Origin of the sequence: Acinetobacter guillouiae (assembly GCF_002370525.2) — a bacterium.
Lineage (GTDB): Bacteria > Pseudomonadota > Gammaproteobacteria > Pseudomonadales > Moraxellaceae > Acinetobacter > Acinetobacter guillouiae.
Map to the genome: position 1 here is coordinate 349226 of NZ_AP014630.1, position 15504 is coordinate 364729.

Sequence of the window (15504 nt, forward strand, 5' to 3'; positions counted from 1 at the left end):
TTTCTTTGCTTTATATTAATGTATAACTTTAAATGAGATGACTGAATTGATAAAGAAAAAATACTTTAAAAATATAAATTCCGTGTAGAATGTGCACATTTTCGATAAAAGGTTAGATGTATGTCGGGTTCGACTATTACTCCTTGGGTTGTCGGCAATTGGAAAATGAACCCAATGCAAGCGAATTCGCAACAGCTCATTCAAGATTTAAATCAGTATTTACAACAATCACCGATTACAGAACAACAATGTCATATTGGTGTTGCGCCTATTTCTATTGCATTACTGTCTGTGCAAAAATTACTTAAAGATGCAGATTCACCAGTCAAAGTTGTCGCACAAGATCTTTCTCAAATGGCAGGCACAGGCGCTTATACCGGCGAAGTGAGTGCTGAACTGCTCAAAGACAGCCAGATTGATTATGTGTTGATTGGGCACTCAGAACGTCGAGAAATTTTTGGCGATGATGTTGCAAAAATTAAAGCAAAATTATCAAATGCTTTAAGTGTTGGGCTTCAAGTGATTTATTGTGTAGGTGAAAGCTTAGAACAACGTGAAGCAGGGCAGGCAGAGCAGGTGGTCTTACAACAAATTTGCGATCTCGCAGCAGTTGTAAAAGTAGAACAATGGCACAATATTGTGATTGCCTATGAACCGATTTGGGCGATTGGAACAGGTAAAACAGCCTCTCCACAAGATGCCCAGACAATGCATGCAAAAATTCGTGAAGGTTTAACTCAAATTACGGCCCAAGCTCAACATACCGCGATTTTGTATGGCGGTAGTGTCAAACCTGAAAATGCAGTAGAGTTAGCTGCTTGTCCAGATATCAACGGTGCGCTGGTTGGTGGTGCATCACTTAATGCTGAGTCATTTTATAAAATTGCTCAAGCATTTGCTAAAACAGAAGAATAGGAGTTCAGCATGCATACATTTGTGCTGGTTGTACATATCATCTTGGCCGTTTTGATGATCGGGCTTATCCTCGTTCAACATGGTAAGGGTGCAGATGCAGGTGCATCATTTGGTGGCGGCGGTGCTGCAACAGTATTTGGTGCTTCAGGTTCTGCAAGCTTTTTAACTCGTTTAACTGCGATTCTGACGGCTTTGTTTTTTATCACCAGTTTAAGTTTAGCGGTATTTGCTAAAAAACAAACTTCAGATGCGTATGGTTTAAAATCTGTACAGACCAGTTCTCAAACGGCACCAGCTGCACCAGCCAATACGGGTGAAACTTCACCAACTGCACCAAAAACTGGCGAATAATGCCATTTAGTTCTTTCTTTTTCTGAATGATGCGACTAGAATGCGTCACAGCTGCGGTGGTGGTGGAATTGGTAGACACGCTACCTTGAGGTGGTAGTGCTTTCGGGCGTGGGGGTTCAAGTCCCCCCTTCCGCACCAACAATGAACCAGATTGTTGGTGTTAGCAGCTGAAAAAACATTGATGCGGGATGGAGCAGTCTGGTAGCTCGTCGGGCTCATAACCCGAAGGTCGTTGGTTCAAATCCAGCTCCCGCTACCAATTTAATTAAGATGCAACTTAATTAAAGATCATCTAAGTTGAATAATTGAGATGATGTGTGAATTTGCAGTGTTGTTGCGGGATGGAGCAGTCTGGTAGCTCGTCGGGCTCATAACCCGAAGGTCGTTGGTTCAAATCCAGCTCCCGCTACCATTTTGATTAAGGTGCAACTTAATCAAGCAAGAAATTCAATGTATCGGTTAATGATAGATTGAAAAAAATAAATTTCTTGTGTATAATTTTGCAACGCTGATGCGGGATGGAGCAGTCTGGTAGCTCGTCGGGCTCATAACCCGAAGGTCGTTGGTTCAAATCCAGCTCCCGCTACCAAGTTTCTAAAAGGGCTCACAGATAGGTGGGTCTTTTTTGCATAGTGAACTTCGGTTTACTGTGCGATAATAGGGGCGATTACGCCCTTTTTTATTGGCTATCGTGTAGTGTGGACATCAATTGGTCAAAAAGACATGCTTCACTATAGTAAGTTTGAATTAGTCCGATGAGCGATTGAATCGCACAAATATGACGAGAGTAAATGAAGCTATCAAATAAAACTCAAGCACTTCAAGATCTAATCACTCCTGCAGTGCAAGCTTGTGATGTAGAACTTTGGGGAATCGAATTTATTCCTCAAGGTAAGCGTTCTTTATTGCGTATTTATATCGACAAAGACGTTGTGGAAAATGCTGAACCAACAATCAATGAAGATGGTGAAGCAGAATTGGGTCGTGGTATTGGCGTACAAGATTGTGTACGTGTGACTCAGCAAGTCGGTGCAATATTAGATGTACATGATCCAATTTCAGGTGAATATGCTTTAGAAGTATCATCACCAGGTTGGGATCGCCCATTCTTCCAGTTGGCACAGTTAGAAAAATACATCGGACAACAAGTTGCATTGCGTTTGATTGCTGCAGTTGAAAATCGCCGTAAATTCCAAGCAAAATTAATTGCTGTAGATTTAGAAAATGAATTCATTCAAGTCGAAGTTGAAAAACAGCAAGTACTTGAGATCGATAGCAACAATATAGACAAAGCGAATTTGATCTTTCAGGATTAATCCAGAAATAGAAATCTGAATAAATAGGTGACTTATGGCTCGTGAAATTCTCACCGTCGTTGAAACGGTTAGTAATGAGAAAGGTGTAAGTCGTGAAGCAATTTTTGAAGCGCTTGAACAGGCTTTAGTTGCAGCGACGAAAAAGAAATTCTACGAAGGAACGAATTCGGAAGAAGCTCAGTTACGTGTAGAAATTGACCGTAAAACAGGTGATTACAGCACTTTCCGTCAATGGGAAGTTGTTGCTGATGAAGATCATGAAATGCCAGCATGTCAAGATGCGATTTCTGATGTTGATCCTGCTCAATGGTCAATTGGTGATATCCGTGAGTTAGAAGTACCATCAATTGATTTTGGTCGTATTGCAGCGCAGATTGCCAAACAAGTCATTGTGCAAAAAATTCGCGAAGCTGAACGTGCTTTAGTGGCGGATGCTTATGAAGCTAAAGTCGGTGAATTGATCTATGGTGAAGTGAAAAAACAAACCAAAGATGGCTTCATCATTGACTTGGGTGATAATGCAGAAGCGTATTTAGCGCGTGAAGAAATGATTCCTAAAGAAATTCTGCGCCCTAAACAGCGTATGAATGCAATTCTTTACAATGTGAACCGTGAAGGTCGTGGTGCACAACTCTTGTTGTCACGTGCTAAACCTGAAATGCTGATTGCATTAATGAAAAAAGAAATTCCTGAAATTTCTGAAGAAATCATTGAAATTAAAGCAGCAGCGCGTCAACCAGGTGTACGTGCAAAAATTGCGGTTAAAACCAACGATCATCGTATTGATCCAGTCGGTGCATGTATTGGTATGCGTGGTACACGTATCCAAGCGGTACAATCTGAGTTAAATGGTGAACGTATCGATGTTGTGGTGTGGTCTGATGATCCTGCTCAATATATTGCCAGTGCTTTAGAGCCTGCGGATGTATCTGGGATTGTGATTGATGAAGATGCGCGTACAGCAGACATTATTTTTGCAACCAGCGATCAACTTGCGCGAGCAATTGGTTCACAAGGTCAAAACGTCCGTTTAGCATCAGAGCTTACGGGCTATAAATTAGATATGATGCTTGAAGATGAGTACCGTGCTCGTCAACAAAATGAAGCTCAACAGTATTTAGACATGTTTGTAACACGTCTTGATATTGAAGAAGATCTTGCAATGGCTTTAGTAGAAATGGGCTTTACCTCACTTGAGGAAATCGCTTATGTACCTGCAGAAACTTTCGATGAAATCGAATTAGATGCAGATACAGTTGAATTGCTACAAAGTCGTGCAAAAGAAGCAGCTTTAGCTGATGCGTTAAAGCAACAAGAAGATATTCAGGACCCAAGTCCAGAACTTGTTGCGATGGAAGGAATGACTTCTGAAATTGCGCATGCTTTAGCGGCACGTGGTGTGGTAACAATCGATGACTTAGCTGACCAAGCAACGGATGATATCTCTGATATCGACGGTTTAGGCGCTGAGAAAGCAGGTCAATTGATTATGAAAGCACGTGAATCATGGTTTAACTAGGAGGTAATACATGACGGATAAGTCAATTCAAGAGTTAGCGGTCAGCGTAGGACTTCCTGTTGCAAAGCTCCTTGATCAGGTGCGTGAAGCTGGATTGCCACAAAAACAGGCTGAAGATAAAATTTCTACTGAACAGCAAGATGTTCTCGTGAACCATTTGAAAAAAGCGCATGGTCAAGATACGGGACAAGCAGGACAAATCACGTTGAAACGTAAAACGACAAGTACAGCTAAAGTTGCGAGTACTTCAGGTAAAGCGAAGACAATTAATGTAGAAGTTCGTAAGAAACATACGTTTACTAAGCCAGACCCTGAACAAATCAAAGCAGAAGCTTTGGCGAAAGCTCAAGCAAATGCTCAAGTGACGTCAACTCAAAAAGTACAGCAAAATACTGTAGTGAGTGGCGTTGAAAAAACTGAAAGTTCAGCGAAAGCGAATTTAGAAAAAATGCGTGCTGCTGCAAAACAGCAAACTGCTGCGAAAGAAACACCAAAAGCAGCTGTTGTTGTAAAGCGTAAATCGACCAATAAGCCGATTACCAAAGCAACCGTAAAAACCATTGAAACCCCTGAGCAGAAACGTGCCCGTGAAGCTCAAGCAGCACAACTGAAAGCGACTGAAGAAGCAGCTCGTCGTAAGTCAGCAGAAGAAGCACAACAACGGACCCTTGAGCAAATGCGTCAAATGGCGTCTAAGTATTCTTCTGATGAAACAACGACAACGATTCGTGTCGTTGATGATTCACCGTTGGCTGCTGGTTTGGTTGGTCAAGCATATGAAGATTCATTTGCAAAAGAAGACCGTGAAATCAAACGTGGTACCAATACTGCAAATACACGTTCTCCTAAAAAAGGTGGTCGTCGTGGTCAGGAAGAGCAATCTTTCAGCCATAATCCGCATAAACGTGGTTTAAAAACCAGCCAAGCCAATAAACATGGTTTTGAAAAACCAGTTAAAAAGCAAGTTTATGACGTTGAAATTGGTGAAACTATTGTTGTTGCAGATCTTGCAGCAAAAATGGCAGTTAAAGTTCGTGAAGTGATTAAATCACTCATGAAAATGGGTGAGCTTGTTACTCAGAACCAAGCCATTGAGCAAGAAATTGCAGCATTGATTGTTGAAGAAATGGGTCACAACCCAGTACGTGTATCTGATACACAAGCTGAAGATAACCTACTTGAAGCAGCAGAAGAAGCGCGTGGTGCACAAACAACACGTGCGCCAGTTGTGACGATCATGGGTCACGTTGACCATGGTAAGACATCGTTACTTGATCGTATTCGTCGTGCCAAAGTTGCACAAGGCGAAGCGGGTGGAATTACACAGCATATTGGTGCTTATCACGTTAAAACGGATAAAGGAATTATTACTTTCCTTGATACACCTGGACATGCTGCATTTACTGCAATGCGTTCACGTGGTGCCAAAGCGACTGATATCGTGGTACTTGTTGTTGCAGCGGATGATGGTGTAATGCCACAAACTGCGGAAGCAATTGACCATGCGCGTGCTGCGGGTACTCCAATTATTGTTGCAATCAATAAAATGGATAAAGAATCAGCTGATCCAGATCGCGTGTTGAATGAATTGACAACCAAAGAAATCGTGCCTGAACAATGGGGTGGTGATGTACCAGTTGCAATGGTTTCAGCACACTCAGGTCAAGGTATCGACGAACTTCTAGATTTGATTTCAATTCAAGCTGAAATGTTAGAGTTGAAAGCGTCTGAAGAAGGTGCTGCACAAGGTGTTGTAATTGAAGCACGTGTAGACAATAGCCGTGGTGCGGTAACGTCTATCCTTGTTCAAAACGGTACATTGAAAGTAGGTGACTTGGTTCTTGCAGGTGCATCTTACGGCCGTGTTCGTGCAATGACCGATGAGAATGGTCAACGTATTCAATCTGCAGGTCCTTCAATTCCAGTTGAAATTTTAGGTCTTCCAGAAGCGCCAATGGCAGGTGATGAAGTTCTTGTTGTTAATGACGAGAAAAAAGCACGTGAAGTTGCCGATGCGCGTATGGATCGTGAGCGTCAAAAACGTCTTGAACGTCAAAGTGCAATGCGTCTTGAGAACATCATGGCATCAATGGGCAAAAAAGATGTGCCAATTGTAAATGTTGTTCTTAAAACTGATGTACGTGGTACCTTGGAAGCGCTACATGTTGCACTTGCTGATCTTGCAACTGACGAAGTTAAAGTACGCGTCATTGGTTCAGGCGTTGGTGCAATCACTGAGTCTGATGTGACCCTTGCTGAATCTTCAGAAGCGGTTCTTCTTGGCTTTAACGTACGTGCAGACAATACCGCACGTCAAAAAGCAGATGCAGATGGTATCGACATTCGTTACTACTCAATCATCTATCAACTTATTGATGATGTGAAAGCAGCAATGAGCGGAAAACTTGCTCCTGAACACCGTGAAACAATTCTGGGTGTTGCAGAAGTTCGTGAAGTATTCCATTCAAGTAAGTTTGGTGCTGCTGCGGGTTGTATGGTACTCGAAGGTGTATTACATCGTAATAAACCAATCCGTGTACTACGTGATGATGTTGTGGTATTCCAAGGCGAGCTTGAATCTCTTCGTCGCTATAAAGAGGTGGTTGAAGAAGTTCGTGCCGGTATGGAATGTGGTCTTGCAGTGAAAGGTTATAAAGACATCAAAGCACTTGATAAAATCGAAGTGTATGATGTTCAGTTGATTAAACGGAGTCTTTAATGGCGGGTAGTCAACGTCTTAAGCGTATGGCAGATACAGTACAACGTGAGTTGTCAGAACTGATCCGCCAAGAGCTTAAAGATCCACGCTTAGGTGGTCTGGTGACCATCTCTGCAGTGAAAGTCAGTCCAGATCTGGGTTATGCGGAAGTTTACGTTACTGTGATGGGGCGTGAACTGGGCGATGAGCAAAGTGAAGCGGCAAATAAAGAAACGTTAGATGTTTTAAATAAAGCATCTGGTTTTTTACGCCACGAATTAGGTCGTCGTATTAAAACGCGTGTAACTCCGCGTTTGCGCTTTCATTACGATAAAACCAATGCCTATGGTAACTATATGTTTGGTCTAATCGCAGAAGCAGTGAAAGATTTACCTGAGCAAAAAGACGAAGAATAAAAGTAATTGAAATAAAGAAGCCACCTTAGGGTGGCTTCTTTATGTCTTTTCTATATTTTTAAAGTATTATTAAATTCTAAGTTAATTTTTTTAAATAATTCAAATGAGAATAACAAGATGAAGCTAAAATTTTATATCCCTGTGATTGGACTGTCCGTGCTGTCTGTTGCAAGCCATGCCTGTATCAATAATTATGTTCTTGAGTTAGGTTCTAACAGGTTAGATCTGCAAACGGCTCAAAATCAACTGGCGCAAGGTGATTTTCCTAAGAGCAAATCTATTGAGGATTTAAATGATTATGGGGTCTTGCTGATTTATGCACATCAATTTGATCAAGCGATAAAAATATTTAAACACATTGAAAAATCACACCCAAATCTAGCAAAAACTGCTGCGAATCTAGGGACAGCATATGAACTGGCTGGGCAGTCTGAAAAAGCCAAGTACTGGATTGAGCAAGGGATTCAACGTGATCCAAATATTCATCATGGCAGTGAATGGATTCATGTCAAAATTTTAGATGCGAAAATCCAACAACAAAAAAATTCGACATGGATTCAAAACCACGATGTTTTAGGATTGGATTTTGGTCAAGCAGTCGAACCAAAGGCAAAGGTTAAAACTGTACAATTTCAAAAGCAACATTACGATTTAGACAAAATCCTATTACATAGTCAAACTCAAATGGATCAGCGCCTAAGGTTTGTAAAGCGTGATCCAATCAGTGCGCAAATTATTTTTAATATGGCCAATATTGAAATGCTGAATTATAACTTGACGGATGATACGGTAGAGCTGCTGTATCGGCGCGCTCAAGATATCGGCTATCACAATCCGAAATTAATTGAGGCACGTTTAGATTATTTTCAACATTCAAAATGGTTTCGCTTTAAAGCATTTTTTATCAATGCCTATCAAATATTCAAAAATTTAATTGTCTTGTCTTTGGCTGGGTAGCAGAAATTAAACAAAACTTTGCCTTAAACTGTATAGAATGCAGAGATATCAACAAATACAAATAAATATCTCTGAGGAATTGGCAATGAATTCAATGAAAAAAGGTTTAGTTGCACTCACACTAGCAAGTACCTTGGCTTTTTCAGGTTGTGGCTATAATACTTTGCAAGCCAAAGATGAGTCAGTAAATGCAGCATGGTCTGAAGTTGAAAACCAATATCAGCGTCGTGCAGATTTAGTGCCTAACTTGGTCAATGTCGTCAAAGGTTATGCAACGCATGAAGAAAAGGTTTTAACTGAAGTGACTGAAGCACGTGCCAATGTTGCAGGTTTAAAAGTAGACAAAGAAGTATTGAATGATCCTGAATTGTTTAAAAAATACCAAGAAGCACAATCACAAATGACGGGTGCGTTATCGCGACTTTTAGCGGTGACAGAAAATTATCCAGATTTAAAAGCCAATGAACAATTCCGTGATTTACAGGTTCAATTGGAAGGTACGGAAAACCGTATCAGTACTGCACGTACACGTTATGTAGAATCTGTCCAAGATTACAACACTTATGTACGTCAATTCCCTCAAGCAATGACCGCTAAAGTGATTGGTATGAAAGCCAAACCAAACTTTAGTGCTGAAGCGGGTGCATCTAAAGCGCCAACAGTTAATTTTAATTAATGATGTAATTTCATTTCACTGTCTTTAAAGCATGCTGAAAAAGATAGGATATAAATATTTTCATTGTTAAATAAAAGGTGAACTATGATTGAATGGCGAGAAAAATCAGTAATGAAAAACATGAGTACAATATTATTTGTATTTCTTGGACTGATACTTTCTATTCAATCGAGTGTCTGGGCTGAAACTGCGACAGCCACAGATGAGCAAGAGGCACAAGATGCGATTGTTTTGGGCAAAGTGGTTCCCAATGCCAATTTACCCAATGTGATTGGTTCAAAACCACCAGATACTCAAAACCAAACAAATCAAACGCCAACTACACAACAAGTACCTCAAAGTCCCGTACAAAACGTACCCCCAGTTGCCAATGATATGGCAGAGGGTGAAACTACTCGAAATATTCCCACACTGAATCAGCCTGTCGTTGATCAAGCCAAGGTTTTATCTGCAGCTGAAAAGCAAAATTTAGAACAACAAATTCGTGATATATATCGCCAAGGCAAAGCGCAAATCGGCATCATCATTGTCCCAACCACGGGGCAAGAAGGTATTTTTGATTTCGCAATGCGTGTTGCTGAGCAATGGAAGTTAGGTTCAGCAAAACAAGACAATGGTTTATTGATTGTAGTCGCAATCAATGATCAAAAAATTCATATTGCAACAGGTTATGGTTTAGAAGGTGTACTTCCTGACATTATGGTTAGTCGAATTATACGCAATCAAATTACACCCGATTTTAAACAAGGGCAATATGCTCAGGGCTTACAGGCAGGTGTCAATGAGATTGAGCGTATTTTAAATCTTGACCCTGAAATTGCCAAACAAGCCGCAGATGAGCTAAAAGCGCGGCAAACCCAAGCACTGCAAGAACAAGAGGCCAAGGATCGAACCTTAACCACTGCGATGGTGATTTTGGTGATAGGTATCTTTGCATCATTTATTGTGGGTAATCGTTTAAGTGCAGCAGTTGCGGGTGTGACAGCAACCGCTGCAGGTCTTATTTATGGTTCAGGGATTGTGATGAGTCTGGTTTTGGGTTTTGGTATATTCTTTTTGTTGATTACCTCACTGGCTCAACTGATTTTCCAAATGTTTTTATCTGGTGGTGGGCGTGGTGGAAGCAGTGGAGGGGGCGGTTTCGGTGGTGGAGGAGGCTATAGTGGCGGCGGTGGTGGTTTCGGCGGTGGAGGAGCATCAGGCTCATGGTAACAAAAACAGATACAACAGCAATTGTAACTGAACCGAAGTTACAAGAACAGGTACAACCCAGCTTAAAACGTTGGTTAAAACACGTTTTATATATGCCTGCATCGAAACGTTATTTTTCAAAGCAAGATCAACACGCCATTGCACAAACTGTAAAACAAGCTGAAGAAGGGCATGTCGGCGAAATACAAGTGGTGATTGAGGGGCATATTCCAAGTCATCAGGCCTATCACCAAAATACACGTCTCAGAGCGCAGCAATTATTTGCTGAACTGGGTGTGTGGGATACTGAGTATAATAGTGGTGTTTTACTGTATTTGAACTTGTGTGAAAAGACTGTCGAAATTGTGATAGATCGTGGTATTTATCAAGCAACAACGCAACAAATATGGCAACAGATTTGTGATGTAATGATTTCAGAGTTAAAAAACAAAAATTATCGAACTGCGGTCACCAATGGTGTCTTAGAGGTTGGTCAAATTTTAAATTCATTTTACGGTAACCAATATGGTCAGGTTGCCAATGTTAATGAGTTAACAAATAATCCAATCATTGTGAATTAGTCTGGTTTTTGGTGACAATAAATGTCACTTTTTTACGTATAATTACGTAAAAATATAAGTGGAAAAAAAAAACTTGTAAAGCGTTACATTCTCTCTAAAATCAAAGAGTCTCGATCGGTTGTTGATTTTTTCCACAAAAAAGAACAGCCATATAAATTGCTCTAAAAGCTATAAAAATTTTTAAAACATTGGAGAAATGTTATGAAATCAGTTCAAAAGGGTTTTACCCTTATCGAATTAATGATCGTTGTTGCAATTATTGGTATTCTTGCTGCGATTGCGATTCCTGCTTATCAAAACTATACGAAAAAATCTCGTGATGGCGCATGTATGTCAGAGGTTAAAGGCTTTGCAAATAATTTATATACTTGGGCTGTAGATCCAAATCGCGTGGCTAAAGATAAGCCATCTTTTGCTGAGTCTAAAAACTGTAATGCTGTGCCTGATGATCAAGTTTCTGCTATTACGGATGCTACAACACTCGGAACAGTTAAAACTACAGCAAAAGAAGGTACTGGCGGTGAGATCACTTGTGATTTGTCGAAAGGTGCATCTTGTTCAGTAGTTGCTAAGCCATAATATTAATATTTGAAAATAAGTATTGACTTAAAGTTAGTATTTTTTTAAAGCCCGACATATTTCGTTGGGCTTTTTTATTTTTTTTCGAAGTTATGGAAATAGATGAAAAACATTTGGTTTGAGAACTAATTTCATTATTGGAAAAGTAAATTGATTAATCAAAATATTTTGATCTTAAGTGATTTGTTCAAATGATGGTGATGAATAAACTTCACATGTTAGATTTTTACTAATTGCAGTGAATATAGTTAGATATGGAAAAAATACTAGCACAATCTGATTTATGGGATATTCAACAGATTTTAATGAAAAATTGCTCAAAATTATGCTTTGAGAAAAAATATAAATCTGAATTTAAATTTTATAGGAAAATATAATCAAAAATTAAGATGAAAAAATTAAGTATTAAATATTGATCAACTGTTTAAAATAAACGATGATTATTAACTTGATTATTAGCAAGGTATATTGTTTATCTATTGCTATAAATGGCCATATCATCTGGTGTAATCCAATTTTTTTTGAGTAACTTGATAAGGCTTTGCACAAACCTCATAGCTATAATTAAAATAGAATTTTACTGTGAAGTTGTATTGAATAGTCATAGTGATACAATCGTTATCTCTAATTTACATTTAGAGATTCATTAAATGTTCTAGTCAGATTTCTCTTTATACTTTCTTGATTGAGCAAAGTTTGCTTGTAAGAATATTTGTTGGTTGCTCATTTATTTTAAATAATAGTGTTGAATCCGTTTTTGTGATAGGTTTCTGAAGTAAGACGGTTTTTAACTAGCAATAAAATAGTTTATCTAAAATAGATAAATTATCATTTTTATATAATTTTTGACGATTAAACTTAAGTTATATAGATGTTAACTATGTTTGAATTTTTGTATGTATAAGGTTGGATGTAATCAACTACAAAGAAGATAATTTATGACCAAATTTGTCATTTTATGTTCTTAATTTGCTATTTTAAAATTAATTTAACGATAATTTTTTACTTAATATAAAATAATAATGATAAAAATATTTAAGTTGAAAGTGCTGACTATGAAAGGTTTTACTCTTATAGAATTAATGATAGTTATAGCAATTATTGGAGTTCTCGCTTCCATTGGTATTCCAAGTTATTTAACTTATGTTAAAAATGCTCAGATTAAAGCATGTTTAGCTGAAACCAAGTCGTATGCTAATGATACATATTATTTATTATATGACCAAACTCCAGAGACACATCCGCAAAAGCCGATTTATCATTCTTGTTCTAATATTACAGATGCTTCATCATGGAATGAGTTAACAACAAGTCTGATGATTGAAGCAAAAAGTAAAAACTCGACAGCAGTTGATATTCGTTGTGATTTAAGCAAAGGCGCAAACTGTACAATCATTCCTTAAACAAAAAATGTTAGAAACGCTATAATAGGCTCAGTTTTTCTTTTCACTTTTCCTATGAAAGCCATTCCTTACATTCTTTCAGCCGTATTGCTTTTACTTGCATGGCTTTTACCTATCCATAAAATGCCTTGGACAACCTTTGGTAGTGAAGCACTTACTTTTCTATCAGCTTTGGTGCTACTCAGTGCTTTTCTAAATAAAGATTTAAAAATTCCAAAACCGCAACTGCTTATATTGCCTGTATTGGTAATCCCATTGATACAATGGGGCTTTGGCGAGATTCTATATTTAAGTAATGCATTGCTTTGTACAGCCTATATTGCGATGTTTTGGTTGATGCTGGTTGTTGGTTATAACTTGGCAGTAGGTGAAAAGGGACAAAGAGAACAAGTCTTTAAAGTATTTAGCCTTGTGGTTTTTACGGGTGCGATGCTTTCAAGTTTTATCGCAATGACACAGTGGTTAGGCGTAAACGAATATTTTAGACCATTGGTTAATTTGCTAAATGGTAATCGTCCCTATGCAAACTTTGCCCAGCCGAATAATCTGGCGACGTTTATCTGTATGGGGGTATTTGCATGTTTATACTTTTATGAAAAGAAAATACTGCCAAATTACATACTCGGACCATCAACATTTATTTTTCTATTGACCATTGCGCTGACTCAATCAAGGACTGCTTGGGTAGTATGTTTGTTCACATTGATTTATTTGACCATCAAGCAATTCGGTCAAACTAAGCGTTTTGGGTTTGTAAAATTGCTCGCATGGTCTGGTGTGTTTATTGCATTGATTACATGCTTGCCAATGCTGAATCAGTGGATTGTGTCTGTATCAACCCAAGAAGTGACGCAAACGTCTTCAGTTGTTGAGCGAGCAACATCAGGTTATCTCCGTTTAGATATGTGGAATCAAGCCTTAGTCGCGATTTCAGAAAAGCCGTGGTTTGGTTATGGCTGGAACCAAACAGGGATGGCGCAAATCGCCGCTTTTGATTTATATCCATCACATGAATGGTATAAAACGGCACATAATGTGATTTTGGATTTACTGATTTGGAATGGTATCCCAGTTGGTGGATTGATTATTGTTTATATGGCATGTTGGTTGTATTGGTTAAATAAAGGCATTAAAGATACAGTTTCAATTGCAGCAGGTTTGATGGTCTGCGCCATTTTGATTCATGCTTTATTGGAATATCCAATTCACTATGCATATTTCTTACTTCCTTTAGGTTTTTTATTGGGAATCATCCAAGCTCAGTATCCTCGTTTGCCTACAGTGAATTTAACGTCTTCGGTTACGGTCAGTATTATTGTGATTGGTTTGGTCTTGGTAGGGGTGATTTATCGAGACTATATTTTATACCGTCAACAAAGTGTATTTGTAAATAAGAAAACACCATTAAGTGCTTCACAGCAAGCAGTGATGAATCAAGATATTTTGTTACTGACGCAATTTAAAGAACGTGTCTGGTGGATTGGCTTAAATCCATATAGCAAAATGTCGGATCAGCAGTTGCAATATATGGGGCGTATGGTGGCGAACTTAGCGTCAGCCTATGATATTCAAAAATATGCACAGGTTTTGGCTTTTAATGGTAAAAAAGTTGAGGCTGAACATCAGTTATGGATTCTGAAGACACTGCATGGACAAGACAAGATGTATCAGGATCTATTGCCTGTATCTGTTGTGGGAAAATAATGCCATTTAATAAAAGTGCATTTTGATGACTGTACTTTTTGCATTGCCACATTTTGAAATGCAATAAAAAATCCCCCAATCAATTAGGGGGATTTTTTGTGATCTTTCAAAATTATAGTTGGCTTTGAATATAATTTTCGATACCAACACTTTCGCTTAGATCCAGTTGGGTGATTGTCCAATCCCAAAACTCTTCTTCTTTCTCAAGAATTTCTTGAACAAGATCACGAGTCACATAATCTAAGTTGCTTTCTGCGAGTGCAACTGCTGTTTTTAATGCATCAATGTTTTCTTTTACTTTACGTACATCACAGTTTAAAACCTCAACTGTATGCTGGCCAATGTATAGCTTGCCTAAATGTTGAAGATTCGGTAAACCTTCCAAGAAAAGAATACGTTCAATGATCTTATCCGCATGCTTCATTTGCCGAATAGATTCTTTATATTCAGCCGAACCAAGTTTTTCGATTCCCCAATCATTAAACATACGCGAGTGTAAAAAGTATTGGTTAATCGCCGTCAAATGATGATAAAGCACTTGATTGAGCTGATTAATTACGTCTCGATTGCCTTGCATATGGTTAAAACTCCATTCTAATTTTTTTACCTTAACGTGAATTTAAACTGAGTCATTGAAATTTAATGATTAAGGTAATTTGATATGGCTCTATATTAATCAACTTTTTGCAGGGTTACGAGTAGTTTATGGAACGGCAAATGAAAATCGCAATCAAAAACAATAGGGATGTCGTTTTGGCTAAAAGAGATTGATTAAAAAAACGAACCCGCTTTGAGTCGAAGCGGGGGAGGAGAATGATCTGGGGATCATTAAAAACTTATTTATTGTCGTTATAAATCTGAACTTATTTTTATGTTTGAATTTTTAAAACAAAACTACGCGGCAACAGAAATACGTGCTGCAATCAGCGATAGTTCTTCATTGATAATGCTTTTTGCTTCAGGGGCACAGCGACCACAGCACGTGCCTAAGTCTAATAATTCACGTACTTCACGGTAGCTCTCTGCACCATTTGCCATTGCATCTTTGATATCTTGATCTGTAATACCACGACATAAACAAACGTACATGAAACTCAACCCTAAGGTTAAATGCGATATCTAATATTATTGATAATTGTTATCATTTGTCAATGAAATTCATTTGAAATCTCATTAATCTTTATTGGCTTTTTGAATA

At 38.5% G+C, this 15504-nt stretch carries 15 protein-coding genes and 4 tRNA genes; 17 read left to right on the forward strand and 2 right to left on the reverse strand.

Translation table 11 applies throughout. The features are described 5' to 3' along the window. The first annotated feature begins 120 nt into the window (after positions 1–120). The 17 genes from tpiA (at position 121) to AS4_RS01700 (ending at position 14306) form a co-directional block, all read left to right on the forward strand. Positions 121–915, forward strand: coding sequence for a triose-phosphate isomerase (tpiA, locus tag AS4_RS01620; protein WP_096732754.1), 795 nt, complete (start codon positions 121–123; stop codon positions 913–915). A gap of 9 nt (positions 916–924) precedes the next feature. Next, on the forward strand, positions 925–1266 hold the full coding sequence (gene secG, locus AS4_RS01625; RefSeq protein WP_034613616.1) for a preprotein translocase subunit SecG: 342 nt from the start codon (positions 925–927) through the stop codon (positions 1264–1266). Between the two features lie 53 nt (positions 1267–1319). Next, a tRNA-Leu gene (locus tag AS4_RS01630) sits at positions 1320–1404 on the forward strand. A 44-nt stretch (positions 1405–1448) separates the two neighbouring features. Then, positions 1449–1525, forward strand: a tRNA-Met gene (locus AS4_RS01635). A 76-nt stretch (positions 1526–1601) separates the two neighbouring features. Next, positions 1602–1678, forward strand: a tRNA-Met gene (locus AS4_RS01640). Positions 1679–1778: 100 nt separating this feature from the next. Beyond that, positions 1779–1855 (forward strand) — tRNA-Met (locus AS4_RS01645). A 202-nt stretch (positions 1856–2057) separates the two neighbouring features. Beyond that, on the forward strand, positions 2058–2582 hold the full coding sequence (gene rimP, locus AS4_RS01650) for a ribosome maturation factor RimP (protein ID WP_004718339.1): 525 nt from the start codon (positions 2058–2060) through the stop codon (positions 2580–2582). 34 nt (positions 2583–2616) lie between these two features. Continuing rightward, complete coding sequence (gene nusA, locus AS4_RS01655; RefSeq protein ID WP_004718337.1) at positions 2617–4101, forward strand: transcription termination factor NusA; 1485 nt, start codon at positions 2617–2619, stop codon at positions 4099–4101. 10 nt (positions 4102–4111) lie between these two features. Next, a complete protein-coding gene (infB, locus tag AS4_RS01660) occupies positions 4112–6820 on the forward strand; it encodes a translation initiation factor IF-2 (RefSeq protein ID WP_004718332.1) in 2709 nt (902 codons plus the stop codon). Continuing rightward, a complete protein-coding gene (locus AS4_RS01665) occupies positions 6820–7215 on the forward strand; it encodes a ribosome-binding factor A (RefSeq protein ID WP_004718330.1) in 396 nt (131 codons plus the stop codon). Before infB ends, AS4_RS01665 begins: the two co-directional genes overlap by 1 nt. 117 nt (positions 7216–7332) lie before the next feature. Continuing rightward, positions 7333–8172 carry a tetratricopeptide repeat protein gene (locus AS4_RS01670; protein WP_096732756.1) on the forward strand — a complete coding sequence of 280 codons (840 nt, stop codon included), beginning with the start codon at positions 7333–7335 and terminating at the stop codon, positions 8170–8172. A gap of 85 nt (positions 8173–8257) precedes the next feature. Continuing rightward, complete coding sequence (locus AS4_RS01675; RefSeq protein ID WP_004718326.1) at positions 8258–8848, forward strand: LemA family protein; 591 nt, start codon at positions 8258–8260, stop codon at positions 8846–8848. Between the two features lie 84 nt (positions 8849–8932). After that, complete coding sequence (locus tag AS4_RS01680; RefSeq protein ID WP_096732758.1) at positions 8933–10060, forward strand: TPM domain-containing protein; 1128 nt, start codon at positions 8933–8935, stop codon at positions 10058–10060. Continuing rightward, on the forward strand, positions 10054–10620 hold the full coding sequence (locus AS4_RS01685; protein WP_096732760.1) for a TPM domain-containing protein: 567 nt from the start codon (positions 10054–10056) through the stop codon (positions 10618–10620). The genes AS4_RS01680 and AS4_RS01685 overlap by 7 nt, the downstream gene beginning before the upstream one ends. Before the next feature lie 201 nt (positions 10621–10821). Continuing rightward, positions 10822–11199, forward strand: coding sequence for a prepilin-type N-terminal cleavage/methylation domain-containing protein (locus AS4_RS22145; RefSeq protein WP_096732762.1), 378 nt, complete (start codon positions 10822–10824; stop codon positions 11197–11199). A gap of 1055 nt (positions 11200–12254) precedes the next feature. Continuing rightward, entirely contained in the window at positions 12255–12602 is a 348-nt protein-coding gene (locus AS4_RS01695) for a pilin (RefSeq protein WP_197724423.1), read from the forward strand. A 54-nt stretch (positions 12603–12656) separates the two neighbouring features. Beyond that, positions 12657–14306, forward strand: coding sequence for an O-antigen ligase family protein (locus tag AS4_RS01700; RefSeq protein ID WP_096732765.1), 1650 nt, complete (start codon positions 12657–12659; stop codon positions 14304–14306). 112 nt (positions 14307–14418) lie between these two features. On the opposite strand, the gene bfr is transcribed toward AS4_RS01700, so the two are convergent. Together bfr and AS4_RS01710 are read right to left on the reverse strand one after the other, a co-directional pair. Beyond that, on the reverse strand, positions 14419–14883 hold the full coding sequence (bfr, locus tag AS4_RS01705; RefSeq protein ID WP_096732767.1) for a heteropolymeric bacterioferritin subunit Bfr: 465 nt from the start codon (positions 14881–14883) through the stop codon (positions 14419–14421). Between the two features lie 317 nt (positions 14884–15200). Then, positions 15201–15395, reverse strand: a complete 195-nt coding sequence (locus AS4_RS01710) for a bacterioferritin-associated ferredoxin (RefSeq protein WP_004718308.1) — start codon at positions 15393–15395, stop codon at positions 15201–15203. Between the last annotated feature and the right edge of the window lie 109 nt (positions 15396–15504).

Bases quoted from the DNA above. Each gene is read 5' to 3' on its own strand.
- rimP (WP_004718339.1), top strand. From the start codon at position 2,058: ATGAAGCTATCAAATAAAACTCAAGCACTTCAAGATCTAATCACTCCT.
- AS4_RS01665 (WP_004718330.1), top strand. From the start codon at position 6,820: ATGGCGGGTAGTCAACGTCTTAAGCGTATGGCAGATACAGTACAACGT.
- infB (WP_004718332.1), top strand. From the start codon at position 4,112: ATGACGGATAAGTCAATTCAAGAGTTAGCGGTCAGCGTAGGACTTCCT.
- AS4_RS22145 (WP_096732762.1), top strand. From the start codon at position 10,822: ATGAAATCAGTTCAAAAGGGTTTTACCCTTATCGAATTAATGATCGTT.
- AS4_RS01695 (WP_197724423.1), top strand. From the start codon at position 12,255: ATGAAAGGTTTTACTCTTATAGAATTAATGATAGTTATAGCAATTATT.
- tpiA (WP_096732754.1), top strand. From the start codon at position 121: ATGTCGGGTTCGACTATTACTCCTTGGGTTGTCGGCAATTGGAAAATG.
- secG (WP_034613616.1), top strand. From the start codon at position 925: ATGCATACATTTGTGCTGGTTGTACATATCATCTTGGCCGTTTTGATG.
- AS4_RS01670 (WP_096732756.1), top strand. From the start codon at position 7,333: ATGAAGCTAAAATTTTATATCCCTGTGATTGGACTGTCCGTGCTGTCT.
- AS4_RS01675 (WP_004718326.1), top strand. From the start codon at position 8,258: ATGAATTCAATGAAAAAAGGTTTAGTTGCACTCACACTAGCAAGTACC.
- AS4_RS01680 (WP_096732758.1), top strand. From the start codon at position 8,933: ATGATTGAATGGCGAGAAAAATCAGTAATGAAAAACATGAGTACAATA.
- bfr (WP_096732767.1), bottom strand. From the start codon at position 14,883: ATGCAAGGCAATCGAGACGTAATTAATCAGCTCAATCAAGTGCTTTAT.
- nusA (WP_004718337.1), top strand. From the start codon at position 2,617: ATGGCTCGTGAAATTCTCACCGTCGTTGAAACGGTTAGTAATGAGAAA.
- AS4_RS01710 (WP_004718308.1), bottom strand. From the start codon at position 15,395: ATGTACGTTTGTTTATGTCGTGGTATTACAGATCAAGATATCAAAGAT.
- AS4_RS01685 (WP_096732760.1), top strand. From the start codon at position 10,054: ATGGTAACAAAAACAGATACAACAGCAATTGTAACTGAACCGAAGTTA.
- AS4_RS01700 (WP_096732765.1), top strand. From the start codon at position 12,657: ATGAAAGCCATTCCTTACATTCTTTCAGCCGTATTGCTTTTACTTGCA.